Source organism: Bacteroides sp. AF39-16AC, from assembly GCF_003602735.1.
GTDB classification, from domain to species: domain Bacteria; phylum Bacteroidota; class Bacteroidia; order Bacteroidales; family Bacteroidaceae; genus Bacteroides; species Bacteroides uniformis.
Genome location: NZ_QTLN01000002.1, coordinates 385,059 through 409,414 on the forward strand (window position 1 = coordinate 385,059; position 24,356 = coordinate 409,414).

At 46.4% G+C, this 24,356-nt stretch carries 19 protein-coding genes; 12 read left to right on the top strand and 7 right to left on the bottom strand.

The genetic code is table 11. From position 1 onward, the window contains the following. Positions 1–39 precede the first annotated feature (39 nt). On the bottom strand, positions 40–1,050 hold the full coding sequence (gene gap, locus DW039_RS03775) for a type I glyceraldehyde-3-phosphate dehydrogenase (RefSeq protein ID WP_005835458.1): 1,011 nt from the start codon (positions 1,048–1,050) through the stop codon (positions 40–42). Between the two features lie 140 nt (positions 1,051–1,190). Here gap and mscL point away from each other — a divergent pair, with 140 nt between their 5' ends. The 4 genes from mscL (at position 1,191) to DW039_RS03800 (ending at position 5,756) form a co-directional block, all read left to right on the top strand. Next, a complete protein-coding gene (mscL, locus tag DW039_RS03780) occupies positions 1,191–1,625 on the top strand; it encodes a large-conductance mechanosensitive channel protein MscL (RefSeq protein ID WP_005835461.1) in 435 nt (144 codons plus the stop codon). A 462-nt stretch (positions 1,626–2,087) separates the two neighbouring features. Further along, a complete protein-coding gene (guaA, locus tag DW039_RS03790; RefSeq protein WP_005823593.1) occupies positions 2,088–3,641 on the top strand; it encodes a glutamine-hydrolyzing GMP synthase in 1,554 nt (517 codons plus the stop codon). 39 nt (positions 3,642–3,680) lie between these two features. Beyond that, positions 3,681–4,988: a glutamine-hydrolyzing GMP synthase gene (gene guaA / locus DW039_RS03795; protein ID WP_005823591.1), complete on the top strand. Its 1,308-nt coding sequence runs from the start codon at positions 3,681–3,683 to the stop codon at positions 4,986–4,988. A gap of 81 nt (positions 4,989–5,069) precedes the next feature. Beyond that, positions 5,070–5,756 (top strand): SGNH/GDSL hydrolase family protein, encoded by a 687-nt coding sequence (locus DW039_RS03800; RefSeq protein WP_005823589.1) that lies wholly within the window; start codon positions 5,070–5,072, stop codon positions 5,754–5,756. Positions 5,757–5,776: 20 nt separating this feature from the next. Here the strand turns inward: DW039_RS03800 and DW039_RS03805 are convergent, their stop codons facing one another. Both DW039_RS03805 and DW039_RS03810 read right to left on the bottom strand, forming a co-directional pair. Further along, a complete protein-coding gene (locus DW039_RS03805; RefSeq protein ID WP_005823588.1) occupies positions 5,777–6,439 on the bottom strand; it encodes a Crp/Fnr family transcriptional regulator in 663 nt (220 codons plus the stop codon). 101 nt (positions 6,440–6,540) lie between these two features. Then, the gene (locus tag DW039_RS03810; RefSeq protein ID WP_005823585.1) at positions 6,541–7,230 is read right to left on the bottom strand and encodes a rhomboid family intramembrane serine protease; all 690 of its coding nucleotides are present in this window, start codon (positions 7,228–7,230) and stop codon (positions 6,541–6,543) included. 170 nt (positions 7,231–7,400) lie between these two features. Between DW039_RS03810 and DW039_RS03815 the strand changes: the two genes are divergently transcribed. Genes DW039_RS03815 through DW039_RS03825 form a run of 3 tightly spaced genes read left to right on the top strand, consistent with a single transcriptional unit; the run spans position 7,401 to position 12,057 of the window. Next, the gene (locus DW039_RS03815) at positions 7,401–9,341 is read left to right on the top strand and encodes a glycogen debranching enzyme N-terminal domain-containing protein (protein ID WP_005823580.1); all 1,941 of its coding nucleotides are present in this window, start codon (positions 7,401–7,403) and stop codon (positions 9,339–9,341) included. A 14-nt stretch (positions 9,342–9,355) separates the two neighbouring features. Continuing rightward, positions 9,356–10,624: a glycosyltransferase family 4 protein gene (locus DW039_RS03820; protein WP_005823578.1), complete on the top strand. Its 1,269-nt coding sequence runs from the start codon at positions 9,356–9,358 to the stop codon at positions 10,622–10,624. Between the two features lie 17 nt (positions 10,625–10,641). Next, positions 10,642–12,057: a glycoside hydrolase family 57 protein gene (locus tag DW039_RS03825; RefSeq protein WP_005823576.1), complete on the top strand. Its 1,416-nt coding sequence runs from the start codon at positions 10,642–10,644 to the stop codon at positions 12,055–12,057. Between the two features lie 80 nt (positions 12,058–12,137). On the opposite strand, the gene DW039_RS03830 is transcribed toward DW039_RS03825, so the two are convergent. After that, positions 12,138–13,721 (bottom strand): DUF4270 domain-containing protein, encoded by a 1,584-nt coding sequence (locus DW039_RS03830; RefSeq protein ID WP_035449965.1) that lies wholly within the window; start codon positions 13,719–13,721, stop codon positions 12,138–12,140. A gap of 23 nt (positions 13,722–13,744) precedes the next feature. Continuing rightward, positions 13,745–14,569: a glycogen/starch synthase gene (locus DW039_RS03835; protein WP_120381711.1), complete on the bottom strand. Its 825-nt coding sequence runs from the start codon at positions 14,567–14,569 to the stop codon at positions 13,745–13,747. 246 nt (positions 14,570–14,815) lie between these two features. Between DW039_RS03835 and panC the strand changes: the two genes are divergently transcribed. Together panC and panD are read left to right on the top strand one after the other, a co-directional pair. Beyond that, positions 14,816–15,673, top strand: coding sequence for a pantoate--beta-alanine ligase (gene panC / locus DW039_RS03840; RefSeq protein WP_044469131.1), 858 nt, complete (start codon positions 14,816–14,818; stop codon positions 15,671–15,673). A 32-nt stretch (positions 15,674–15,705) separates the two neighbouring features. Then, entirely contained in the window at positions 15,706–16,059 is a 354-nt protein-coding gene (panD, locus tag DW039_RS03845; protein WP_005823568.1) for an aspartate 1-decarboxylase, read from the top strand. 63 nt (positions 16,060–16,122) lie between these two features. Here the strand turns inward: panD and DW039_RS03850 are convergent, their stop codons facing one another. After that, the gene (locus DW039_RS03850; protein WP_120381712.1) at positions 16,123–17,769 is read right to left on the bottom strand and encodes a S41 family peptidase; all 1,647 of its coding nucleotides are present in this window, start codon (positions 17,767–17,769) and stop codon (positions 16,123–16,125) included. A gap of 107 nt (positions 17,770–17,876) precedes the next feature. Further along, entirely contained in the window at positions 17,877–20,183 is a 2,307-nt protein-coding gene (locus DW039_RS03855; protein WP_005823564.1) for a bifunctional dihydroorotate dehydrogenase B NAD binding subunit/NADPH-dependent glutamate synthase, read from the bottom strand. A 196-nt stretch (positions 20,184–20,379) separates the two neighbouring features. Between DW039_RS03855 and DW039_RS03860 the strand changes: the two genes are divergently transcribed. From DW039_RS03860 to DW039_RS03870, 3 genes are read left to right on the top strand one after another with little or no spacing between them, the layout of a single operon-like run. Continuing rightward, complete coding sequence (locus DW039_RS03860) at positions 20,380–22,515, top strand: TonB-dependent receptor domain-containing protein (protein ID WP_034533151.1); 2,136 nt, start codon at positions 20,380–20,382, stop codon at positions 22,513–22,515. 5 nt (positions 22,516–22,520) lie between these two features. Next, a complete protein-coding gene (locus tag DW039_RS03865) occupies positions 22,521–23,534 on the top strand; it encodes a sensor histidine kinase (protein WP_005828900.1) in 1,014 nt (337 codons plus the stop codon). A gap of 1 nt (position 23,535) precedes the next feature. Further along, positions 23,536–24,237: a LytTR family DNA-binding domain-containing protein gene (locus DW039_RS03870; RefSeq protein ID WP_005828898.1), complete on the top strand. Its 702-nt coding sequence runs from the start codon at positions 23,536–23,538 to the stop codon at positions 24,235–24,237. Positions 24,238–24,356: the final 119 nt, after the last annotated feature.

Sequence of the window (24,356 nt, forward strand, 5' to 3'; positions counted from 1 at the left end):
GCAGAAGTCACCTATTTTTTATTATTTTCTAACTGTATATTAGCAGTTAACTGATGCCATGTGAGCAATCAAGTCAAGAACCTTATTAGAATAACCGATTTCGTTATCATACCAAGATACAACCTTAACGAAAGTATCAGTCAAAGCGATACCAGCCTTAGCGTCGAAGATAGAAGTGCGAGTGTCACCCAAGAAGTCAGAAGAAACAACTGCATCTTCAGTGTAACCCAGAACACCCTTCAATTCGCCTTCAGAAGCTTCCTTCATGGCAGCGCAGATTTCAGCGTAAGTAGCGGGCTTAGCCAAGTTAACTGTCAAGTCAACTACAGATACGTCCAAAGTCGGAACACGCATAGACATACCAGTCAGTTTGCCGTTCAATGCCGGGATAACTTTACCTACAGCCTTAGCAGCACCGGTAGAAGACGGGATAATGTTGCCGGAAGCAGCACGACCACCTCTCCAGTCTTTCATAGAAGGACCGTCAACTGTCTTCTGAGTAGCAGTTGTAGAGTGAACAGTAGTCATCAAACCGTCAGTGATACCCCATTTGTCGTTCAATACCTTAGCGATAGGAGCCAAGCAGTTGGTAGTACAAGAAGCGTTAGATACGAATTGAGTACCCTTAACGTAAGTCTTTTCGTTAACACCGCAAACGAACATCGGAGTGTCGTCCTTAGAAGGTGCAGACATTACAACATATTTTGCGCCGGCTTCGATGTGAGCTTGAGCTTTGTCTTTGCTCAAGAACAAGCCAGTAGATTCAACAACGTATTCTGCCTCTACTTCGTTCCATTTCAAGTCAGCCGGGTTTCTTTCTGCAGTGATGCGGATAGCCTGACCGTTAACGATCAGCTTGCTGTTTTCAACATCAGCTTCGATAGTACCGTCGAACTGGCCGTGCATAGTGTCATACTTCAGCATGTAAGCCAAGTAATCTACCGGGCAAAGGTCGTTGATACCTACGATCTGAATATCGTTTCTCTTCATTGCAGCGCGGAATACGAAACGTCCGATACGTCCGAATCCATTAATACCTACTTTAATCATTTTGTTTAAACTTTTAAGGGTTTTATAATGTTTAAAAATAAACTTTCGCTTACTAATTGCAATTCTTTCTGATTTGCGGTGCAAAAGTAAGAAAATGTTTTTATATTCGTAACCAAAATCATAATTAAATAATTGAAAAGATGGGAAAAAGTTCATTTTTACAGGAATTTAAGGCTTTTGCCATGAAGGGCAATGTGATAGACATGGCCGTCGGTGTGATTATCGGTGGGGCATTCGGAAAAATCGTCTCCTCCATTGTGGCAGATGTGATTATGCCTCCTATCGGGCTGCTGGTGGGCGGTGTCAACTTTACAGACTTGAAGTGGGTGCTGAAACCTGCCGAAATGGTGGACGGAAAAGAAATTGCTGCCGTGACCCTGAATTACGGTAATTTCTTGCAGGTCACCTTCGACTTCCTGATTATAGCATTCTCTATCTTCATGTTCATAAAGTTGTTGACCAAGCTGACTGAAAAGAAGAAAGAAGAGGCGCCTGCCGCTCCTCCGGCTCCCCCTGCCCCGAGCAAGGAAGAGGTGCTGCTGACCGAAATCCGTGATTTGCTGAAAGAAAAGTAATATCGAAGCGGAACTTCATAGGGATGTCAAAACCCTCTTGACGCTTTTTTTAGGCGCGGAATTCTAAGACCTACACAAGTTTTTGCACAGGAAACTTGCGTAGGTCTTAGAATTCCGCGCCTAATATTATAACATGATGAAAGCGTTCATGGCTTTTGATACATTCCCTAATGCATTTAACTCTCCCCGGTACCGCCGGAAACTGTCCCTTTTTATACTAAGCAGTAATCTTACCACAGCCGTGGTAAGAAAATAACATTGCTGTGGTAAGCAAGTTGCATAGCTGTGGTAAGAAAACAGCACGGTTGTAGTAAGAATAGCTTTTAGTATCCTTGTGGATAGTTCTAGCCTGAAATTAAAGCTGTTTTTAGTAAAAAAACGTTTTTCTGTCACATTATCCCTGATAATTCCTTTACTTTTTCTACTTTTGCAAATCATTTATTAAAGTCTATACGGATTTATATGCAAGAGAAGATTATTATTCTTGATTTCGGTTCGCAAACCACGCAGCTCATCGGCCGCCGGCTGCGCGAATTGAATGTCTATTGCGAGATTGTACCTTACAACAAATTTCCATACGGAGATGAGAGTGTAAAAGGAGTTATCCTTTCGGGTAGCCCCTTTTCTGTTTATGATAAGAGTGCATTCAAGGTAGATTTGAGCGGGATTCGTGGGAAATACCCCATTCTGGGTATCTGCTACGGTGCGCAGTTTATCTCCTACAGCAACGGTGGACGGGTGGAGCCGGCAGGAACCCGCGAGTACGGACGTGCCCATCTCGGTTCTTTCGATTCGGAGAATGTCCTTTTCAAAGGGGTAAGGAAGAATACCCAAGTATGGATGAGCCATGGAGACACGATTACAGCCATTCCCGACAACTTCAAGATTATAGCTTCTACGGACAAGGTAGCGATTGCTGCTTACCAGGTGTCCGGCGAGGAGATGTGGGGAGTGCAGTTCCATCCGGAAGTATTTCATAGCGAGGACGGTACGCAGATGCTGCGCAACTTCGTGGTGGACGTATGCGGTTGCAGCCAGAGCTGGAGCGCCGCATCGTTTGTAGATACTACTGTGGCCGAACTGAAGGAGCAGCTTGGCAACGACCGAGTTATCCTGGGACTGAGTGGCGGTGTGGATTCTTCGGTAGCCGCCGTGTTGCTGCATCGTGCCATTGGCAAGAACTTGACCTGTATCTTTGTGGACCACGGACTGCTTCGCAAGAATGAGTTCAAGAATGTGATGCACGACTACGAATGCCTGGGACTGAACGTGATTGGCGTGGATGCCAGCGAGAAGTTCTTCAAGGATTTGGAGGGAGTGACCGAGCCTGAGCAAAAGCGTAAAATCATCGGCCGCGATTTTATCGAGGTCTTCGATGCCGAAGCGCACAAGATAACCGATGCCCGTTGGTTGGCACAAGGCACCATTTATCCCGACCGCATCGAGAGCCTAAACATTACGGGCAAGACCATCAAGAGCCATCACAACGTGGGCGGTCTGCCCGAGGAGATGAACCTCCGTCTGTGCGAACCGTTGCAGTGGCTGTTCAAGGACGAAGTACGCCGCGTGGGACGCGAATTGGGAATGCCCGAACATTTGATTACCCGTCATCCTTTCCCCGGTCCGGGACTGGCTGTCCGCATCCTGGGGGATATAACACCGGAGAAGGTGCATACTTTGCAGGAAGCCGACGATATTTTCATTCAGGGCTTGCGTGACTGGAAAGTGCAGGATGCCGACGGCAACGAGACATCGCTCTACCATCAGGTCTGGCAGGCGGGCGTCATTCTTCTGCCCGTACAGAGTGTGGGCGTGATGGGCGACGAACGCACCTATGAACGTGCAGTGGCCTTGCGTGCCGTCACTTCCACCGATGCCATGACAGCCGACTGGGCGCATCTGCCCTACGAATTCCTGGGTAAGGTGTCCAACGACATTATAAATAAGGTGAAAGGTGTGAACCGCGTGACCTATGACATCTCTTCAAAACCACCCAGCACAATAGAATGGGAATAAGACCTACTGAAATTATTAACTTAAAAACAATATAGAAGAATGAAGCAGGATATGATTGTGATTCTGGATTTGGGAAGCCATGAGAACACAGTGCTTGCCCGGGCGATTCGTGCGTTGGGAGTATATAGCGAAATCTACCCGCACGACATTACTGCCGCCGAACTGAAGGCCTTGCCGAATGTGAAAGGCATCATCATCAACGGCGGCCCCAACAATGTGGTTGACGGGGTGTCCATCGACGTGTTGCCCGAGATTTACGAAGCGGGATTCCCCGTAATGGCTGCCGGACACGACAAGGCGCTGTGCGAAGTGAAGCTGCCGCAGTTTACGGATGATGTGGAAGCCATCAAGGAGGCTGTGAAATCTTTCGTATTCGATACTTGCAAGGCTGAGGCGAACTGGAACATGACGAATTTCGTCAACGACCAGGTGGAGTTGATACGTCGTCAGGTGGGCGACCGTAAGGTGCTGCTGGCACTGTCCGGTGGTGTGGATAGCTCCGTGGTGGCCGCTTTGCTGCTGAAAGCCATCGGAGACAAGCTGGTTTGCGTACACGTGAACCACGGACTGATGCGTAAGGGCGAATCGGAAGCCGTGGTGGAAATCTTTGGCAAGGAGCTGAAAGCTAACTTGATATACGTGGATGCTACAGACCGTTTCCTCTCCAAGCTGGAAAACGTGGCTGACCCGGAAGAAAAGCGCAAGATTATCGGCGGAGAGTTTATCCGTGTCTTTGAGGAAGAAGCCCGCAAGCTGGACGGTATCGACTTCCTGGGACAAGGTACCATCTATCCCGATATTGTAGAGAGTGGCACAAAAACAGCCAAGATGGTGAAGTCTCATCACAACGTAGGCGGTCTGCCCGAGGATTTGCAGTTTGAATTGGTGGAGCCGTTGCGCCAGCTGTTCAAGGACGAAGTACGTGCATGCGGTGTAGAGCTTGGATTGCCGTACGAGATGGTTTACCGTCAGCCGTTCCCCGGTCCCGGATTGGGAGTACGTTGTCTGGGAGCCATTACCCGTGACCGCTTGGAGGCTGTACGCGAGTCGGATGCCATTCTGCGTGAGGAATTCCAACTGGCAGGCCTGGATAAGAAGGTATGGCAGTATTTCACTGTGGTGCCCGATTTCAAATCTGTGGGTGTACGCGACAATGCACGTTCGTTCGACTGGCCCGTCATTATCCGTGCCGTCAACACAGTGGATGCCATGACCGCTACCATTGAGCCGGTGGACTGGCCCATCCTAATGAAGATTACCGACCGTATTCTCAAGGAAGTGAAAACCGTCAATCGCGTTTGTTATGATATGTCTCCGAAACCCAATGCGACTATCGAGTGGGAGTGAGATTGACCAATGATAATGATAGCCTCACCTTAAAAACGGTGGGGCTGTTTTTTTTATAACAAAACAACAAAGAATAGAACAATGAAACTTTTATGTATGATTGCTGTCTTTTTGTGCATCCCCTGGGTAGCCTCTGACGCACAGAAGCAGGACTGGGGAAATTTGAAACGCTATGCAGAGGCAAACAAGGAACTGGTACGGAAGGGAAAACAGAAGGACCGGGTGGTTTTTATGGGCAACTCCATCACGGAAGGATGGGTGGCAAACGATGCCGCTTTCTTTGAAGACAACGGTTATGTGGGCCGTGGTATAGGCGGGCAGACTTCTTCCCATTTCCTGCTCCGTTTTCGCGAAGATGTCATCAAGCTTGCTCCGGCGCTGGTCGTGATAAATGCAGGTACCAATGACATTGCGGAAAATGCAGGCGCTTATAATGAAGAATACACTTTTGGAAATATAGTGTCTATGGTAGAGCTGGCACGGGCCAATAAGATAAAGGTGATTTTGACGTCTGTGTTGCCTGCCGCTGCCTTTGGCTGGAATCCTTCGGTGAAGGATGCTCCGCAAAAGATAATGCAGCTGAATGCCAGAATCCGGAAGTATGCCCAGGAAAACAAGATTCCTTATGTCGACTATTACAGTGAGATGGTGGAAGGCGACAATAAGGCTCTGAACTCCTCGTATACCCGGGATGGGGTACACCCCACTCTAGAAGGGTATAAAGTGATGGAAGCCTTGATAAAGAAAGCGATAGACAAGGTGTTGTAGGAAATCTCGGTTCAGGTGGCCTATAAGAGCTTTTCTGCGTCGGGAATCATCATCTCGCCTCTGTGCAGTTCGAGCAGGCCTTTCTCCTGCATGCTGTTCAACGCTCTTGATACTCCCATACGGGTATCATTGACCACCTGAGCCAATTCTTCCATTTTTATTTTCAGTATTTTCCTGCCTGACGGACGTTCGATATGTGTCAGGATAAAGTTGCCGATACGTTTCTCAAGGTTGTCGGTGCTTTCTGCCCAAAGACGGCTGTTTAGGCTTTGGGCGCGGTTGCTGATGATATTCATGTAATTCAGGCGGAATATGTCATATTTGAACAATTCGCTCATGACGAAAGCCTTGCTGATGCTCACTGTGTGGGTCTCGGTTTGGGCGGTATAGGCCGAGACGTAGGAGGTGCTCATCCCGAACAGAGATTGTGGCTCGATGACATAAGGTGCCTGAAAATATTCCGTGGAGCTGTATGATGTATTCGCAGATGAAGTACATGAGGAGATTTCACCTTTCAATACGAATATCAGTTGACTGCATGTGTCACCGGCTTTCACGATAACTTCGCCGGCTTTATGCTTTGTAAAGCTCAGCTTGACTTTCCCCAGGATATTGGTAAAGTCTTCTTGTGCGAGTCCTTGAAAGAGTGGCAGTTGCAGTAATGTATCAAACATTGTATTCATAATGCTTTTTCTTCTTGTTTTGAAACAAAAGTAGATATTATCAAGGTGTACTGTAAACTCTTTGCCCCTCTTTTTGTTTTTTTTATTGTTTCTTAAACGTGCTATTCAATCCTTGTAGACGAATCCTCATCCTTCTCCTCTTCCTTCTTATCGTCCTCATCCTCATTGTTTTCCTCATCTTCGTCTTCCTCTTCGTCTTCCTCTCCGGCAAACGGATCGGGCCGTTGGGGACCGTATTCCATAAAGCCTATGGCGCATAGCGTGCCTGCTATGGCTCCGCTAAGGTGTCCTTCCCAGGAAGTGGTGGCTTTGGCAAATTGTGGGAACATATTCCATACCAGGCCGCCATATAGGAACGTTATCAACAGTGAAATGGCGATAAGCGGTACATGTTTGCGCAGAATGCCGCTGAAGAACAGAAAAAAAGCCAGTCCGTATATGATGCCGCTGGCTCCGATATGCCATCCCGGTTTCCCTATAAGAAAGGTAAGCGCACCGCATCCTATCCAAATGGCAAAGAAGATGTAGGGGGCTATATGCCGGTAGAAATAGAACAGACACCACATCAGGAAAAAGAGTGGAATCGTATTGGCGAACAGATGCTTGAAACTGCTGTGTACCAGTGGATGTGCGAAAATTCCGAACACGCCCCGCTGTTCCATCGGATATACTCCCAGTCGTGTGAAGTTCCAATCCATGCCTGTCTCCAAAAACTTTAAAATGTATAAAATGAATAGCAGGAATAGGGGTATAACCGCCGCCAATGCCATTCTGCGTATATCATGCTTCATATTTCGTACAGTGATTGCTATTTTTGTACAATACTACGGAATATTTGACGAAAACCGAAAAAAAACTGACTTTTTATTTTGCCTATAAGCTTTAATTCGTATTTTTGGGCATCGCTACATGGCTTGTAGCGCATATACCGAAATAATTAACCTTTAAATAATGCACAACTATGAGTTATTTACGATTTGACAAGACCCTGATGATTAATCTGCAAGAATCTTTGCCAAGGGAGATATTGCGGACGAATAGGTCGGGAGCCTATCATTGTACAACAATTGTAGATTGTAACACACGCAAATATCACGGTCTGTTGGTGATACCGGTCCCCAACCTCGATGATGAAAACCATGTGCTGCTGTCTTCTTTGGATGAAACTGTAATTCAGCACGGTGCGGAGTTCAACCTGGGGTTGCATAAGTATCAAGGAAACCACTTCAGTCCTAACGGGCACAAGTATATCCGAGAGTTTGACTGTGAAAATATCCCCACAACTACCTATCGTGTAGGAGGCGTCATCCTTCGTAAGGAAAAGATTTTCGTACACCATGAAAATCGGATTCTGATTCGTTATACCTTGGTCGATGCCCATTCGGCAACCACACTTCGTTTCCGCCCTTTCCTGGCATTCCGCAGTGTGCGCGAGTACACGCACGAAAATGCGCAGGCAAGCCGCGACTACCAGTTGGTAGAGAATGGCATTAAAACCTGCATGTATCCCGGTTATCCGGAGTTGTTCATGCAGCTCAACAAAAAGAATGAGTTCCACTTCCAGCCTGACTGGTATCGTGGTATCGAGTATCCCAAAGAACAGGAACGCGGATATGACTTCAACGAAGACCTTTATGTGCCGGGATATTTTGAAGTGGATATAAAGAAAGGGGAAAGCGTTGTCTTCTCCGCCGGTATCTCCGAGATTTCTCCCCGCAAGCTGAAGCAGACTTTTGAGTCCGAGGTGGCCGACCGCACTCCGCGTGACAGTTTTTACCACTGTCTGAAAAACTCGGCGCACCAGTTTCACAACAAGCAGGGGGAGGAGCATTATGTGCTTGCAGGCTATCCTTGGTTCAAGTGTCGCGCCCGTGACTTGTTCATCTCCCTGCCGGGTCTTACTTTGGCCTTAGGCGAGCAAGATGAATTTGAAGACGTGATGAAAACAGCCGAAAAGGCTATCCGTGAGTTTATCAATGGAGAACCTTCCTCCTATAAGATATACGAGATGGAGCATCCGGATGTGCTGCTGTGGGCTGTCTGGGCTTTACAGCAGTATGCCAAGGAGACTTCGCGTGAAAATTGCCGGCAGATGTACGGTAATCTTCTCGAGGAGATTGTTGACTATATCCATGAACGCAGGCATGACAATCTCTTCCTGCACGAAAACGGACTGTTGTATACCAATGGCACCGAGAAAGCGGTTACCTGGATGAACTCTACCGCCAATGGCCGCCCGGTTATTCCACGTACGGGCTACATTGTAGAAGTGAATGCACTGTGGTACAATGCCCTGCGTTTTGTAGCCGATATGGTTCGGGAGGGGGGCAATGAAATTCTTGCCGATACACTGGACGCTCAGGCAGAAATCACCGGAAAGTCTTTCGTAGACGTCTTCCGCAATGAGTATGGCTATCTGTTCGACTATGTGGATGGTTATATGATGGACTGGAGCGTACGTCCCAACATGATATTTACCGTTGCCTTTGACTATTCTCCGTTGGATAGGGCCCAGAAGAAACAGGTGCTTGATATTGTGACGAAAGAACTGTTGACTCCGAAGGGCTTGCGTACACTGAGCCCCAAGAGTGGCGGATACAATCCGAATTATGTAGGTCCTCAGATTCAAAGAGATTATGCCTATCATCAGGGTACGGCATGGCCGTGGCTGATGGGTTTCTACATGGAAGCATATCTGCGTATCTATAAAGTGAGTGGCGTGTCGTTTGTAGAGAGATACCTCATCGGTATGGAAGATGAAATGACTTCCCACTGTATTGGCGCATTGCCCGAACTCTTCGATGGTAATCCTCCGTTTGTTGGAAGAGGGGCGGTGTCATTTGCCATGAATACGGCGGAAATCCTGCGTATCTTGAAGTTATTGTCTAAGTATAATTTATAATAGGAGGAACGAAGATGAAAGTTTTAATGTTTGGATGGGAATTTCCTCCCAAAATATATGGTGGTCTTGCGGTTGCTTCTTATGGAATAACTAAGGGATTAAGTTTGCAGGGTGATGTGGAAACTACTTTCTGCATGCCCAAGCCGACGGGCGAAGAAGAGGACTTCTTGAAGATAGTGGGCATGAACCAGGTGCCTATCGTGTGGCGTGATGTCGATTACAATTATTTGAAGTCGAGGCTGACGCGCAACATGACGCCGGAAGATTATTATTCTTTTCGTGACCATATCTATTCGGATTTCTCTTATATGCACGTCAATGACATAGGCTGCATGGACTTTGCCGGCGGTTATCCCGGCAACCTGCACGAAGAGATAAACAACTTCTCGGTGATTGCCGGAGTAGTGGCTCGCCAGCAGGAATTTGATATTATTCATGCCCACGACTGGCTGACGTATCCCGCCGGAGTGCATGCCAAGATGGTGAGCGGAAAGCCGCTCTGCATCCATGTCCATGCTACTGACTTTGACCGTTCACGTGGAAAAGTCAATCCTACCGTCTATTCTATGGAGAAGAACGGTATGGATTATGCCGACTGCATCATGTGCGTGTCCGAACTGACCCGCCGCACGGTTATTGAGCAGTACCATCAGAACCCCAAGAAGGTGTTTGCCATGCACAATGCCGTCTATCCTCTCTCGCAGGAATACCAGGACATTCCACGTCCCGACCATTCCAAAGAGAAGATTGTGACATTCCTGGGCCGTATCACCATGCAGAAGGGACCGGAATACTTTGTGGAAGCAGCTTCGCTGGTATTGCAGCGTGCCCGCAACATCCGCTTTGTTATGGCCGGTTCGGGAGATATGATGGATGCCATGATTAATCTGGCAGCCGAGCGGGGCATCGCCGACCGGTTCCACTTCCCGGGCTTCATGAAGGGAAAGCAGGTATATGAGGTTTACAAGAACAGTGATGTATTCGTTATGCCTTCCGTTTCCGAGCCTTTCGGTATCGCTCCGCTGGAAGCCATGCAGTGTGGGACTCCTTCCATCATTTCCAAGCAGTCGGGATGCGGTGAAATTCTTGATAAGGTCATTAAGACCGATTATTGGGACATTCATGCAATGGCCGATGCCATTTATTCCCTCTGCACTAATCCCGCTCTCTTCCAATATCTGCAGGAGGAAGGCAGGAAAGAAGTGGATGGAATCACGTGGGAAAAAGTAGGCTTGAGAATCCGCGCCCTCTACGAGGATGTGTTAAGAAACTATGGTAAATAACAAAAACAATAATAGAAATGAGAACTATCTGTCTTTATTTTGAAATACATCAAATCATTCATCTGAAACGTTACCGTTTCTTTGATATAGGTACCGATCATTATTACTACGATGATTATGCCAATGAAACCAGTATCAATGATGTAGCCGAACGCTCTTATATCCCGGCATTGAACACCTTGATTGAAATGGTGAAGAATTCCGGAGGTGCGTTTAAAGTGGCTTTCTCCATCTCGGGGGTTGCGCTGGAGCAGTTGGAAATATATGCACCGGCTGTCATCGACTTGTTGCACCAGCTGAATGATACCGGTTGCTGTGAGTTCCTTGCCGAGCCTTATTCCCATGGCCTTTCTTCTCTGGCCAACGAGGATTGCTTCAAGGAAGAGGTGATGCGTCAGAGCGCTAAGATGAAGCAAATGTTCGGTAAGGCGCCGAAGGTGTTCCGTAATTCCAGCCTGATTTATAATGATGAGATTGGTGCGATGGTGGCAGCTTTGGGATTCAAGGGTATGCTGACGGAAGGAGCCAAGCATGTTCTGGGTTGGAAGAGTCCGCACTATGTATACCATTGCTCTATGAATCCTAACTTGAAGTTACTGTTGCGTGATTTTAAGCTGTCTGACGACATCAGCCTGCGCTTCTCCAACTCCGAGTGGAACGAGTATCCTTTGTTTGCCGACAAGTACATCAACTGGATTGACGCTCTGCCGCAGGAAGAGCAGGTCATCAATGTCTTTATGGAACTCTCTGCTCTGGGTATGGCACAGCCGTTGTCTTCCAATATTCTGGAATTCCTGAAGGCTCTTCCATACTGTGCCAAGGAAAAGGGGATTACTTTCTCCACACCGACGGAAATCGTTACCAAACTGAAATCTGTTTCCCAGTTGGATGTTCCATACCCGATGTCTTGGGTGGACGAAGAAAGAGATACCAGCTGTTGGCTGGGTAATGTGATGCAGCGTGAAGCATTCAACAAGCTGTATAGTGTTGCCGAACGTGTCCATCTCTGTGATGACCGCCGTATCAAGCAAGACTGGGATTATCTGCAGGCAAGTAACAACTTCCGTTTCATGACTACCAAGCAAAGCGGTGTCGGTTTGAACCGTGGCATTTATGAATCTCCTTTTGATGCTTTTACCAATTATATGAATATTCTTGGTGACTTTATCAAACGTGTCGATTCTCTCTATCCGGTGGATATAGATAATGAAGAACTGAATGCATTGCTGACCACTATCCAGAACCAAGGTGCCGAGATAGAGGAACTGCATAAGGAATTGGAGAAAGCACAGGCCAAGTTAGAGAAGATAAAGGCTGCAGAAAAGAAAGAGAGCAAGGCTACAGCTAAATCTGCCGCAGAAAAACCGGCAAAGACCAAGGCTCCTGCCAAAAAGCCTGCCGCAAAGAAAACAACTAAAAAGGCTGCTGAATAATATCGGCAGCTTGTCCCATCAATCAAAAAAGCCTTCCGCTCAACAATGAGTGGAAGGCTTTTTTATGGAATATCTGTCAGTTACTTGTTGAAACTGGTGTATGTAACTTCTATTTTCAGCGGAGATTCCACTTCACCTTTTGCATTCTCTTTCGGGCCGCCTTTTAGTTTGGCATATCCCGGCTTAAGGTCGTTTTGGATACCGGTCATGGTTTTGTTACCGCTACTACTTGTACTGTTGTCATAGGTAATGGAAACCGGAATCAGCAATACCTTATCCCAGTCTTCATTTTCTTTGTTCCAAGTTTTCTCCCACTCTGTCTCATTCCAAGAACTGCCGGCTTTGTCTTTGGCGGCTTTCTTGGCAGCTTGTTTTTCGTTGATGCAAGTGGTAACCAAACGGGCTATGTTGCTGAATACATATTGATTAGTAGCAAATGCATTGTGGGTGGTTGTAAATGAGGTAATATTATCCCTGACTTTGTTCTCTTCAAAGAAGCTCTTCAAGTCCTGTTTACGTATCAACAGCACGTCATTGGGAGCACTCATGCTATATTCGTAGTCACTGTTTATATTGTAATTCGTGAAAGTCAGCTTCACGGCATTCAGGGTGTCATTGGTCAGTTTGTTGTATATTGAATCGTATGGCATGATAGCTTCGGTGAAGATACCGGCAGGAGATTTGATATAAGTGTGTTGGGGTTCGGCAGCCTTTTCCTTTATCAAATCAGAATTCATGAACTGGTTTGCCTGGATAACCTCTTTGGTAGAGGCAAATACAGTCTGCATGCTATAGAACAAAGAGTCTGTACCATCTTTTTTCTTCAGTGCTACACCGGTAGTATCATTTACGTGGTGGAAACGGAATTGCATATTTAAAGCCACATAATCCACATAGAGGATGGTTCCATCTCCGTAATCGCTCTTTACATATACTCCTTTGAAAATCTTGTCTATGAAAGTTGCGGCGTCTTTAAAGTATTCGGGATGCTCGCGATAAACCTTCAATATTCTGTCTTCGCCGAAAGTTTTCTTGTCCAATGGGAACGTCACATTGGGATAGAAAGTGTAATAACCGTTATTGTCTTTTTCAAATCTCACAGAGTCCGGAACAGACGTATCGAAAGCTGAATAAGCCTTACGTCCGAGCAGGGACTTGGGGTCGTACTTGTTGTAGTACTCTTCCGGATTGATATTGGTATAGCGATTTTTGTCCAGCTTCTTGTCCAATTCATAGATACTCATCCGGCATGCATTCAGGGAGTCGCCGAACCAACTGGAATAATAGACTGCAAGTTGCACTGAAACTACCGAGTCGGCAGTCATTGTACCAGTTGCCTTGATTGGATTTCCTTCACTGTCCCGTTCGGTCACTTTATACACTTCCGGAAGGGAGAAGTTTTCCGTACAGTTCAGCTCCGTAAGGAAACTTGTTTCGTAATAACCGAATTCCGGGTCGGAAAACTTGCCTATATAGCCGGTACTCGTTTTGGCAAATACAGAATCAACGGCAAATGAACGTGTTGTTACATTAAAAGTAGTAGTATGCGCTGACATGCCGTCAGAATCGGGCAACATACCCAGACCTAATGTTCCGGTGTTGTCATCGCATCCAAAGAAAGTCAGGACTGCCAAAAGCAATGTTCCCAGGTATCTTATTTTCATAGTTTTAACTGTCTAAATCGATTTTATTTTTGTTCTGTTTCCCATACCTTGTCGTAGAAGTCATTGCAGGCTTCAGCAAAGTTCTCGGGAGATTGATATTCCAATACCGGTTTTCCGGATTCGCGGGCATAGTTCAGTACTTCCTCATTGACGTGTTCGCTTTGCTGGATAATGCCGTCGGAGAAGTCAGCAGCCAGTTTGCAAAGTGCTGTGTAGTCAATGGGTTCCTTCAATCCTGCAATATCTTTCTTGGCGATGCCTTTCAACAATAGCTTGTTAGAGAAGTCTGCGTGGAAAGGTTGTTTGAAGTCATTTTCATAAAGGGAAAATATGACCTTGGCATCTCTGAAGGAAGGTTCGTCTTTATAGACTTTTTTGATGTACAGAGGCGCTAAAGCGGTCATCCAGCCGTGGCAGTGGATGATGTCGGGACACCAACGCAGTTTCTTCACCGTTTCCAGTACGCCGCGGGCATAGAAGATGGCACGGGCATCATTGTCTTCATACTCTTCACCATTTTCGTCTGTTACCTGCAAGCGGTTCTGGAAGTAGTCATCGTTGTCGATGAAGTATACTTGCATACGTGCAGACTGGATAGAGGCAACCTTGATGATGAGCGGGTGATCGGTATCGTCAATGATGAGGTTCATGCCGGAGAGTCGTATCACCTCATGCAGCTGGTTTCTGCGTTCGTTGATATTTCCCCATTTGGGCATAAACGTTCTGATTTCTCTGCCTTTTTCTTGAATAGCCTGAGGTAGGTTTCTGCCTACGAGGGACATTTCGGATTCTGAAACGTAAGGGGTAATTTCTTGGGTTATAAATAAAACCTTGTTCGCCTTTGTCATAATAACAATGTTCTCAATTATTCTGCAAAGATATAAAAAAAATCGGGCAATAAAGCAAACGGAGCCCGTCTATAATTCCTTATGAATTGTTAACTGCTTGTTATTCAGTGAGACAGCTGCTTCTGGAATTGCCGGAAAGTGTACTGAGTTTTGCATTAATTTGCGATATTTCTTCTTTATATGCTAAATAATGGTTTATTTTGCACCGCTTTTGCGAACAACCAAGTTATTATATAACCAATTAAAATGGAAATAGTACATACTATCAAGGACTTGCAGGCCGGACTTTCGGCTTTGAGAGCCCAGGGAAAGAAGGTAGGTCTGGTGCCTACGATGGGTGCTTTGCATGCCGGTCATGCCTCATTGGTGAAACGTTGTGTGGCAGAAAATGACGCTGCCGTAGTAAGCGTTTTTGTAAATCCGACCCAGTTTAATGACAAGAATGATTTAGTGAAATATCCCCGTACGCCGGAGGCTGATTGCCGTTTGCTGGAGGAGTGTGGAGCGGCATTTGTCTTTGCACCTTCAGTGGAGGAGATGTATCCGGAACCGGATGCCCGCCGTTTCAGCTATGCGCCGCTGGACACAGTGATGGAAGGAGCATTCCGTCCGGGACATTTTAACGGTGTCTGCCAGATTGTGAGCAAACTGTTTGATGCTGTGCAGCCGGATCGTGCCTACTTTGGCGAGAAAGATTTCCAGCAGCTGGCAATTATTCGCGAGATGGTCCGCCAGATGAAATATCCTTTGGAAATTGTAGGGTGTCCGATTGTGCGTGAGGAAGACGGGTTGGCTCTGAGCAGTCGCAATGCCCGTTTATCTGCCGAAGAACGTAAAAATGCACTGAAAATTTCGCAGACTTTATTTGAAAGTCGTACCTTTGGAGCTTCACATACGGTAGCTGAGACACAGAAGTTTGTGGAAGACACCATCGCAGCCGCCCCCGGATTGCGTTTGGAATACTTTGAGCTGGTGGATGGCAATACCTTACAGAAGATTACCGATTGGGAGGAAACTTCTTATGCTGTGGGTTGCATCACAGTATTCTGTGGGGAAGTTCGTCTGATTGATAATATCAAGTACAAAGAGCCTGCTGCCTTGTAATTTATAATTAGTAATTCGTAATTTATAAAGATATGATGATTGAAGTGTTGAAGTCGAAAATCCATTGTGCCCGCGTCACGGAAGCGAACCTGAACTATATGGGAAGCATTACGATTGATGAAGATTTGATGGATGCCGCCAACATGATTGCCGGCGAGAAGGTGTATATAGCCGACAATAATAACGGTGAACGTTTTGAAACCTACATTATTAAAGGCGAGCGTGGCTCTGGCAAAATTTGCCTGAACGGTGCGGCAGCCCGCAAGGTGCAACCTGATGACATCGTTATTATCATGTCCTACGCGCTGATGGACTTTGAAGAAGCCAAGTCGTTCAAGCCGACGGTGATTTTCCCCGACCCGGCAACGAACAAGGTGGTGAAGTAGTCTCTTTATTGAAATATGGAAATAAAGCCCTGTTTGCAATTTATTTGTAAACGGGGCTTTGTTTTACTTCTGATTCTTCTCCGCAGGGTTCGTATGAGAATGAGGAGCCGATTTAATCTTGTCGAGTAAATACAGAATCTCAGTTTGGACATCGAAATTATATCTTTGGTAATCCTGATAGGTGGGCATCAAGTCTGGATAAAGTGTGTGGGCACACCGGTCTTTGCCCGGAAAGCATATTTGTATGGAGTTGGAGATAGAGCCTTGCATACCGGTATAGGGTAGCCGGAATAAGGTTTGTTCCATGTAGGTATTGGGGGCTTGTCCGCTGGGTATTCCTACAAGGGTAGCACCCATTTTCCACAGATAGAAAGTGTAGTGGAAAGCTGCACTGAAGGTACGTTCGTTGGTAATGACGTAAATGTGTTCCGGAGTATAGAGCGCCTTTCCTTGTTGCTTTCTCAGTTCTTCCGGCACACTGGACATACAGTTCTTGATGAAGTCGGTCCGTCGCTGTTCTATGTTTGTGGTGTCTGCTTCGTCCGTACTAAAAGTGTAGTCACCGTAGGCATAGTCTGTTCCGTATGCTTGGTTGAAATCCTGTAAGTTTGTCTGTAGTTTTTGCATGTAGAGGGGAGAGATGATACGATAGAATTCTATATCCATATCCGTTTGCAGGAAGTGGTCGCCGAACAGTTGGTAAAGTGTGGGTAGGACAATTGGAGTCCAGCCACCGCTATTGTTGCGCAAATCTATGATGAGGGTGGAGGAGGCTTCCTTCTTCATCTCTTTCAGCATATGGGCGAAAACTTCGGAAAGGGACGGGAGTTGCCGAATGGCTTGCAGGGTATCGGCGGGCATATCTTGTTTCAGGATATCCCGATAATAGAATCCTATTTGCCGGTATAAATCTTTCAGCCCTTGTTTTTGCATATACTCAAAATTATCCCGTGCCATGATACTGTTGATATTGATGAGCATTATTTGCTTGTCGTTGTCTATGAACTGATAGGCCAGTTGTTTGTCTGTATAAGCTTTCCAACTGTTATTGTGTTGCATGGGTGTGTTTTGCACTTCCTGCCTTGACAATAAGGGAAGGGTTAATCCTCTTGATTTGCCGTCGGGAGTAAGAAGTGAGAGGTGAAGGTTGTCTTTCATTTCAGGGAAAAGCTGTCTCAAGAAATGTTCCGTAGGCATGGACCTGCATAGATTGGCATAACGGTCATATAGGTTTTCACTGGCTTGGATAGCGGCAGTGCGGGCCAGTACCTCTTCTAAAGAATCTCCGTTGATGGTTGTGATACGGCTACCTAACAAGTCTTTGTACGTTTCAGGGATTCCTTGAAGTATAATGCCGTCGGGGATGGTGCGTACTTCCAGTGCCAGGTAACGCTGATTTGCTTGTTGATTGGCTGTGGGAGGTAAAAGGTAGGTATGTCCGTCTTGCAGATTGGATAGGAAAATGCTTACCTTGTCAAAAAAGGTCTGTTTCGTACCGGGAGTCCGGCGTAACTCGTTCTCCAGATGGAAAGCTTGTTCGTAGAAGAATACTTTTCCTCCGAAGCCGCTGTAAGGGTCGGGATGGGTTGCTGCCAGTTCTTTTACCAGATACCGAAAGTCTGAGGCAAGGGAATCCCCGTTTAGGGGCTCTTGGGCGCTTGCCAATAGGTAAGCCAGACAGGGAAGGAGGGATAGATAAATACGTTTCATATTCTTGAAATATTTAAATTGTATGCTAGAAGGGGAAAGTAGAGGGAGAGGTTGTAGTAGAATAAAAAAGGTGGAGTTCGTATGTCTCCACCTTTCATGACAGATTCTTATTTTTTTAGCTGCTCGTTCATCGCTGCTGCTGCCTTTCGTCCGTCTCCCATGGCAAGGATTACGGTGGCACCTCCGCGGACAATGTCGCCTCCGGCAAAGATGGTCGGGATGGACGACTGCATGTTATCATTGACGGCAATCGTTCCCTTCCGGCCCAATTCCAATCCCTTGATGGAGCTTGGGACAATCGGGTTGGGAGATACACCTACGCTGACGATGGCAAGGTCGATGTCGATGGTTTCCGTGGCTCCGGGAATGGGTACGGGACTGCGGCGTCCGCTGGCATCCGGTTCACCCAGTTCCATTTTCTGAAGCACCACTTGTTTCACTTTTCCTTGTTCGTCGGCAATGTATTCGATTGGGTTGTGGAGGGTCAGGAATTCTACACCTTCTTCCTTGGCATGTTTCACCTCCTCGATACGTGCCGGCATTTCTTCTTCCGAACGACGGTAGATAATCATGGCACGCTCTGCACCGAGACGGCGTGCGGTACGTACGGAGTCCATGGCTGTATTTCCACCACCTATCACGGCTACGCATTTGCCGAAAGGAACCGGAGTATCGGAGTCTTCACTGGCGGCATCCATCAGATTGACACGGGTCAGGTATTCATTGGACGAGAGGATATTGATGGAGTTCTCGCCGGGGATATTCATAAAGTTGGGCAGTCCTGCTCCGGAAGCTACGAATATGCCCTTGAATCCTTCCTCTTCCAGTTGTTCCACGCTGAGCGTCTTACCGATAATGCAGTCCTTGACGAATTCCACTCCCATTTTGGCAAGGTTGTCAATCTCCACATCCACCACTTTGTTGGGCAGGCGGAACTCCGGAATGCCGTATTTCAATACACCGCCAATCTCATGCAGTGCTTCGAAAACGGTAACGTCATAGCCATACTTTGCCATATCTCCGGCAAACGACAGACCGGCGGGACCCGAACCGATGACGGCAACTTTGATGCCGTTCTTTTCCTTGATTTCCGGTACGGAGATTTGCCCGCTCTCCCGTTCGTAATCGGCGGCAAAGCGTTCCAGATAACCGATAGCTACCGGCTTCTCGTTCATCTTCAGGTGTATACATTTGGATTCACACTGCTTTTCCTGCGGACAGACGCGACCGCAGACGGCAGGCAGTGCACTGGTTTCTTTCAGTGTCTTGGCCGCTTCGAGGAATTCTCCGCGCTCAATGTTCTTGATGAAGCGGGGGATGTCGATACCTACGGGACAGCCTTCCGTGCAGCCCGGATTAGCACAGTCCAGGCAACGCTTGGCTTCGGTCAGTGCCTGCTCTTCCGTCAAGCCTTGATTGACTTCCTCCTTGCGGCTGTGCGAACGATATTCCGCATCGAGTTCGTTCATCTCTACACGTGGAATGGCGGTACGCTCTTTGGCTTTCATGGACTTGCGTAGTTCTTGGCGCCAGGCGGCATTGCGGCTTTTCTCGTCCGCTTCCTGCACGTTCTCATGGGTGGCTTGGCAGGTCTGAGGTTCTTCCAGTTTGTGCATCTCTTCGCGTTCGATGCTCTTGAAGGCACCCATGCGTTTCAGCATTTCGTCGAAGTCCACTTGGTGCCCATCAAACTCAGGACCATCCACGCATACGAATTTGGTCTTTCCTCCGATGGTGATTCGGCAAGCTCCACACATGCCGGTACCATCTACCATAATCGTATTCAGGGATACATCCGTGGGGATTTCGTATTTCTTTGTCAGCAAACAAACAAATTTCATCATGATGGCGGGGCCGATACAGAAACATTTGTCTACCTTCTCGCGCTTGATGACTTCCTCCACGCCTTCCGTCACCAGTCCTTTGCGTCCGTAAGAGCCGTCATCGGTCATGATGATGACTTCGTCGGAGCTTTCGCGCATCTCCTTTTCAAGGATAATGAGTTCCTTGGTGCGTCCAGCCAGCACGGTGATGACGCGGTTACCGGCAGCTTTTAGCGCTTGCACGATAGGGAGCATGGGAGCTACGCCTACACCACCTCCCGCACAGACCACAGTACCGAAGTTGTCAATGTGCGTGGCTTGTCCCAACGGGCCGACAACATCCGTAATGTAATCGCCTTCGTTCAGTTCGCAAAGACGGGTAGAGGAGAGCCCGACTTCCTGAACCACCAGTGTGATGGTTCCCTTTACCGGGTCGGCTTCCGCAATGGTAAGCGGCATACGTTCGCCTTTTTCGCCCACACGTACAATGACAAAGTGCCCTGCCTTACGTGATTTGGCAATCAATGGTGCTTCAATGACTAACTTAAAGACCTTTTCAGAAAAGTGTTCTTTGCTAATGATTTTATTCATTATCTAATAATTTTGTTGGTGTAATTACGCAATTACTGTCAGATTGATAGATTTTGCAAAGATAGGGGTTATTTGGTAATATCAAAAGAAGAATAGGGTAAAACTGCATGTTGTCACTGGATAACATTCCTTTGTCACTATAATTTGTTCACTTTCTACAGCCTGCCTACTTTTGAAATAAAAAATGAGGAAGAGTATGTATCGAAATGTTTTTTTAGGGGCAATTTTATTGAGTATGCCTTTGGTGGTTTGGTCGCAGCAGGATACGATTGCCGACCAGCGTTTGGAAGAAATTATGGTAACTGCTAAACTCCCGTTGGTAGAAATATCTGCCGGTAAAACAAGTTACCGGATGGATGCGTCAGTCACTCAAAGTACGGGAAGTCTTTATGATGTTCTTGCTTCCCTGCCGGGAGTCGTGATAGATTCCAATGGTAATATCTTGCTGAACGGACAAAGCGGTGCGACGATTCTGATGGATGGCAAGCCTACTTATCTTTCGGGAGATGAATTGATGAGTCTGTTGAAATCTACTCCTGCAACTAATGCTGATAAGATAGACTTGATAACCCAGCCTTCCGCACGCCACGATGCGGCGGGAAGCTCCGGGTTGATTGATATCCGTACAAGAAAAATCAGACTGCGCGGTGTGAATCTGGCCTTGAACGGCAATGGCAGTCTTGGACGGACGGGTAGCGGTTATGGAGGTGCCTCCATGAATATCCGGGAGAATAAGTTCAATCTTTATTTGAACTATTCGTATTATCAGGGGAAGGATGTCATAGACTTGTTTATCGACCGTGCGTTCGAACGGGATGGAGGAAGGATGATGCAGGACTCTTACCGGAAGCGTAGGAATTATTCGCACTATTTTCGTACCGGATGTGATTATTATCTCAATGAGCGGACAGTTTGGGGAGTCTCATTGGGTGGAAACTTTTCCCGGCAAAGGGAAAATGCAGGCATGTTTACGGAAATCCGAGAAACCGGAGTTGCGGGAAATACTTACAGCCATGCGGAGCAAAACCGGAATAATGTTTCTGCCGGAACCAGTATGGTGCACAAGCTGAAAAGAGAAGGGGGAGAACTCAGCGCTTCTTTTGATTATTTCCATTACTACCGTGTTGGAAACCAGTTGATGGATAGTTTTAAGCCCGATACATTGAAAGGGGATATGAAGGGAAATACCGACTTATATGTCGGACAGATAGATGCGGTTTATCCATTGAGTGAGGTTTGGAAGTTACAGGCCGGAGTCAAAACCTCATTTGTTACGATAGACAATACGGCAGGTTATATGCGTCCGTCGGTTTCCGGCTGGCTGCCGGATGGGGCACTTGGTTCCCGATTCGTATATGATGAGAATATCAATGCCTCTTATCTACAAGTCGGCTATGAGAAAGACCGCTTGAAAATCTCAGCGGGTCTAAGGTTGGAACATACCCATGTACACGGGGATTTTGGAGGAAATACACAACAGAAAGACTCTTCGTTTACAACGAATTACTTCCAATTGTTTCCTACTATTGCTTTGCAATACGGTTTGACTTCGGAACATCTGTTTCAGCTTTCGTATGGCAGGCGTATTACCCGCCCCAATTATGGTGATTTGAATCCTTTTACCTATATATTTGATGACTATACCCATGAAGGGGGAAATACGAAGCTGCATCCTTCTTTCTCTGATAATATAGAGTTGGGGTATGTGTATCGTGACTGGTTTCAGACAGTGCTCTTTTTCTCGCATACAGATGATGCTATCATGAAGAGCTATCGCGAACAGGAGGGGCGGCGTATCTATGTAATGCCCCAGAATCTGTCTTCCTATGTACAGACGGGTATGCGTGTACATGCCGCCAACCTCTCACCTGTTTCTTTTTGGAAGGTGAATCTGACCGCTATCGGTATTTATAATAATTATGGTTGGACGGAGCAAGGGCAGAAAATGAAAAACCGTATGTTTACCCCGATATTCGGCTGCATGAACCAGTTTGCTTTCACTTCCGTATGGTCGGCCGAACTTTCGGCAAATTATAATGGACGAATGGCCTACGGACAAGCCACAGTACATCCGGCGCTGGAAGTGAATGTCGGCATCCAAAAGAAGATGTTCCGTAACAGATGCACCGTTACCTTGTTTGCCAAGGATGTATTCAACACCAATTATCAAAAAGTAGATATTCAATCTCCCGGTGTGCAGGCGTTTGTTGACGAACGGCACAACAAACGTGTGCTGGGTATTGCTTTCGCCTGGCGTTTTCAAAAAGGCAGCGAGACAAAAGAAAGCAGAAGGAAAAAAGAAATAGATGAAACAAAAAGAGTAAATTTGTAACTGTTATGGGCAGACTGTGGAACAAGTGGCTGGTGCCGGCATTATTTGCCGTGATTCTTTTTCTGTGTATTCGTGTGGCGAATGATATTCCGAAACATGAATACTATTGGGAAAGTAATGAGTGGAATTTCATGCTGAAGGATATGCTTGTGGTACTCTTCATGTCTTATCCTATCTTTTTTCTATTGAAGTATTGGCTTCGTTTGTGCCGGAAGCGGAAGTTGGTATGGTGGCAGGAATACGGGGTAGTTGTCCTGACGGTTCCCGTCTGGTGTCTTCTGACGATGTGGGTCATCCGCTTTTTGATGGGGGTAAGTCTTGATTTATACGATGTGCCTGTTCCGGCCATAGTCAGTATGTTGCTTGGCGGCTTCTTTTATATATTCTTGCGTAATCAGATGATACAGAAGGAAAATGAAGCTCAACGCCTGCAGTTGGAGAAGATAAAAAATGACCAGCTCCAGACAGAACTGAAATTCCTTAAAGCGCAATATCATCCACACTTTCTTTTTAATGTACTCAATACGGTTTATTTTCAGATAGATGAGAATAATGAGGCTCCGCGGCATACTCTTGAGCAATTGTCCGATTTGCTTCGTTACCAATTATACAATGATGGGGAGAAAGTGCAAGTCCGTGTGGAAGTGGAATATCTGAAACAATACATCAGCCTATGTAAACTTCGTGCTACGAAGCGGCTGCAGTTGCAGGTGCATTTCGATGAAATGGAGGCGCAGGTTGAGATTTATCCATTGTTGTTTGTACCGTTGGTGGAGAATGCTTTCAAATATGTGGGAGGGAACTATTTTATAGCTATGGATATGTGTCTGAAAGAAGGCAAGTTGTGTTTTAGTATTGAAAATTCTATACCGGAACCATTAGTGCACCAGAAAGGAAAACATGGAATCGGCATAGAAAATCTGAGGCGCAGGCTGGAGCTGCTATATCCGGAGCGTCATACGCTGGACATAAATAGAGGAGATACTTTGTTTAGAGTAAAACTTGTGATAGAATTATAGGATGAAACAGGTAAAATGTGTAATAACCGATGACGAGCCTACTGCATGTGAAGGATTGCAACGCTATGTGGAAAAGGTGGATTTCCTTTCTTTAATGGGTGTATGTGAAGATACTATGCAGTTGAACACTCTTTTGCAGACTGAGCAGCCGGACTTGTTGTTTCTGGATATTGAAATGCCTTATCTTTCGGGGCTTGAACTCTTGGCATCTCTTGCCCATCCGCCTCATGTGATTATCACTTCCGCTTATGAGCAGTATGCATTGAAAGGTTATGAACTTGATGTTACGGACTATCTGTTGAAACCGATTTCGTTTGACCGGTTCCTGAAAGCGGTGAATAAAGTACATGGTCTTTTGCAGCAGGAGAAATGGCCGGATGAAGCTAATAATTTTATATTTGTCCGTTCAGACCGTCAGATGCATAAGGTGTTGTTTAAGGATATTCTGGTGGTGGAGGGGCTGGAAAATTACGTCTGTATTTATACGGAAAGCACAAAGCTGCTTGTACGTTCTACCATGAAGCGTATGATAGAGGCTCTTCCTGGTGGAGTATTTCAGCAAGTCCATAAATCATATCTGATAAATTTGGAAAAGATTGAGATGATAGATGGCAATCGGATTATAGTTGGGAGGCATACTGTTCCGGTGGCACGTAATTTCCGCGAGGAGGTGTTTGCACGTATTTTGAAGAATACTTTGTAGTTGCGCAGGAGAAGCTTGTCATGATAAAACTCCGGGCACGAATTACATGGATTTCACGTTTTTTGCTAACCGCAACTGTGAAATTCATGTAATTCGTGCCCGAAAGAAAGTGTCAAAGG

Bases quoted from the DNA above. Each gene is read 5' to 3' on its own strand.
- DW039_RS03815 (WP_005823580.1), top strand. From the start codon at position 7,401: ATGAGTTATTTACGATTTGACAAGACCCTGATGATTAATCTGCAAGAA.
- DW039_RS03850 (WP_120381712.1), bottom strand. From the start codon at position 17,769: ATGAAACGTATTTATCTATCCCTCCTTCCCTGTCTGGCTTACCTATTG.
- panD (WP_005823568.1), top strand. From the start codon at position 15,706: ATGATGATTGAAGTGTTGAAGTCGAAAATCCATTGTGCCCGCGTCACG.
- DW039_RS03810 (WP_005823585.1), bottom strand. From the start codon at position 7,230: ATGAAGCATGATATACGCAGAATGGCATTGGCGGCGGTTATACCCCTA.
- panC (WP_044469131.1), top strand. From the start codon at position 14,816: ATGGAAATAGTACATACTATCAAGGACTTGCAGGCCGGACTTTCGGCT.
- DW039_RS03835 (WP_120381711.1), bottom strand. From the start codon at position 14,569: ATGACAAAGGCGAACAAGGTTTTATTTATAACCCAAGAAATTACCCCT.
- DW039_RS03855 (WP_005823564.1), bottom strand. From the start codon at position 20,183: ATGAATAAAATCATTAGCAAAGAACACTTTTCTGAAAAGGTCTTTAAG.
- DW039_RS03860 (WP_034533151.1), top strand. From the start codon at position 20,380: ATGTATCGAAATGTTTTTTTAGGGGCAATTTTATTGAGTATGCCTTTG.
- guaA (WP_005823591.1), top strand. From the start codon at position 3,681: ATGAAGCAGGATATGATTGTGATTCTGGATTTGGGAAGCCATGAGAAC.
- DW039_RS03865 (WP_005828900.1), top strand. From the start codon at position 22,521: ATGGGCAGACTGTGGAACAAGTGGCTGGTGCCGGCATTATTTGCCGTG.
- DW039_RS03800 (WP_005823589.1), top strand. From the start codon at position 5,070: ATGAAACTTTTATGTATGATTGCTGTCTTTTTGTGCATCCCCTGGGTA.
- DW039_RS03825 (WP_005823576.1), top strand. From the start codon at position 10,642: ATGAGAACTATCTGTCTTTATTTTGAAATACATCAAATCATTCATCTG.
- DW039_RS03820 (WP_005823578.1), top strand. From the start codon at position 9,356: ATGAAAGTTTTAATGTTTGGATGGGAATTTCCTCCCAAAATATATGGT.
- DW039_RS03805 (WP_005823588.1), bottom strand. From the start codon at position 6,439: ATGAATACAATGTTTGATACATTACTGCAACTGCCACTCTTTCAAGGA.
- mscL (WP_005835461.1), top strand. From the start codon at position 1,191: ATGGGAAAAAGTTCATTTTTACAGGAATTTAAGGCTTTTGCCATGAAG.
- guaA (WP_005823593.1), top strand. From the start codon at position 2,088: ATGCAAGAGAAGATTATTATTCTTGATTTCGGTTCGCAAACCACGCAG.
- DW039_RS03830 (WP_035449965.1), bottom strand. From the start codon at position 13,721: ATGAAAATAAGATACCTGGGAACATTGCTTTTGGCAGTCCTGACTTTC.
- gap (WP_005835458.1), bottom strand. From the start codon at position 1,050: ATGATTAAAGTAGGTATTAATGGATTCGGACGTATCGGACGTTTCGTA.
- DW039_RS03870 (WP_005828898.1), top strand. From the start codon at position 23,536: ATGAAACAGGTAAAATGTGTAATAACCGATGACGAGCCTACTGCATGT.